This window comes from Thermovirga sp. (assembly GCA_012523215.1).
Taxonomy (GTDB): Bacteria; Synergistota; Synergistia; order Synergistales; family Thermovirgaceae; genus 58-81.
Genome location: JAAYIZ010000304.1, coordinates 1 through 1722, shown reverse-complemented (window position 1 = coordinate 1722; position 1722 = coordinate 1). Strand labels below are relative to the sequence as shown.

Genomic DNA, 1722 nt, shown 5'->3' with positions numbered 1-1722 from the left:
TGTACTACTACACCAACTACGGAATCAACGAGGTGCTCAACATCAACCCCGGGACGGTCCTGCTGGGTTACCTGCTCCACAGGCTGGGCATCGACGTCGGCTTCAAGATCTCCGTATTCATGGGCAACGACAACCCCTACGCGGTCCTCTGGACGCTGATGATGGCCAGGATGTTCGCCAGGGAGGACGGGTCGACCCCTCTCGTGGGATTCAACCTCTCGAACTCGGTGGACGCCCCCACGCTGCTGGCCTGCGCCGATATCCGCAGGAGGCTCGGCCTGGAGGACAAGGTCAGGATAGAACATCACATCACCGAGACCTACAGGAGCATCGTCCGCCAGCCCTATAACAGGCGCGCCGACCTGCTGGAGGTAGCCCGCGTCTACCCGAACATCTCGGCGAAGCACGAGGGGGGCGAACCCGAGGTCGAACAGACCCTGGCCCACCCCTCGGATATACTGGACTACTTCCGCGACAAGGCGGAGGTCCTTGCCTCGGGCGACATGGACAACCTCAAAACCAACTACCTCAAGAAGCACGAGGCCGTGAACAATACGGCCGAGGAACTTACAAAGGCGGGCCTTTCGTTCATCGCCGCCCAGCGGCTCCACGCCCGCTGAACCTGCCGGGTCAGGCGGAGCTGCCCTCGATCTCCTGGATCTTCTCCTCGAAGCCGTAGATCGTTCCGTCGATCTCATCCACCGTCCGGTCCAGGTACTGCATCCCGGTGATCTCGTACTGGGCCGGAAGGTGGTTGGAGAAGCGCTTGACCTTGAGGAGGGACTTCAGGTAGCTCTTCTCGAAGAGGTTTATCACCTGGGCGGCCGTCAGGGCGTCGGCCTTGCCGGTCTCCAGGAAGAGGTGGGCCATTTCAAGGTTCTCTCCTATCTCCATCTCGCCGTACCATATATCGGCCAAGATCTCCCGGAAGCGATCCCTCCAGTCGAGGTCCACCATCTCGCGGATGGCCCGGTCGATGTACTTCAGCCCTCTTCGCAGTTCTTCTTCCACGACGCGTCTATCGCCCGGGGGAAGGGAGAAGGACGCTATGTACTCCGCCTCGTCGGGGATGAGCCTCCACCCTTTCAGTAGTTTCCCATAGTCGGGCCTCAGGGTCACCGAGGCGCTTTCGGCCTGGGCCGACATGAGCCGCCGGAATATTTTGCCCGTGTCGGAGCCCCTGGATTCCTGGGGTGACCTTTTGAGCCATGTCACGTAGCCCGTCTCGAAAAGCCCCTTCCTGCCGGCCCTCCCCGCCATCTGCAAAAATTCGTTCCTGGAGATGGGTTCCCTGTCGTGGAAGCGGACCAGCTGGGCGAAGATCACGTACTCGGCGGGAAGGTTCACCCCCAGCGCCAGGGCGTTGGTGCCGCAGACCACGTCCAGTATCCTTTCGCGGAAGGCCGACTCCACCAGGAGTTTTTCCTTGGGGAGCATCCCGCCGTGGTAGACGCCGACGCCCCTCAAAAGCAGCATGTACACATCGCCCACATCGAGGATCTCCGCCAGTTCGTGGATCCTCTGCCGGTGGGCCTTGCCCCTGCGGGACCGCCGACGGGCGATCTTGTAGGCCAGGTCCACCGACCCCTTCTGGGAGAAGCAGAAAACCAGCGCGTCATGCAGTTTTTCCAGCACCGCCGGTTTGCGGGGCGTGAAGACCAGCTTGGTCACCCGCTCGCGACCTTCGTAAAGGGCGAAGGGCCTCCCGGTGATCCTCTGGAG

The 1722-nt window shown here is 61.7% G+C and carries 2 protein-coding genes; one reads left to right on the top strand and one right to left on the bottom strand.

Annotated features, from left to right (window positions below):
• The coding region (locus tag GX108_08200) for a hypothetical protein (GenBank protein NLO57002.1) at positions 1-620 on the top strand (620 nt) is incomplete at its 5' end.
• A 10-nt stretch (positions 621-630) separates the two neighbouring features.
• Here GX108_08200 and GX108_08195 read toward each other — a convergent pair.
• On the bottom strand, positions 631-1722 hold a 1092-nt coding region (locus GX108_08195), incomplete at its 5' end, for a DEAD/DEAH box helicase (GenBank protein NLO57001.1).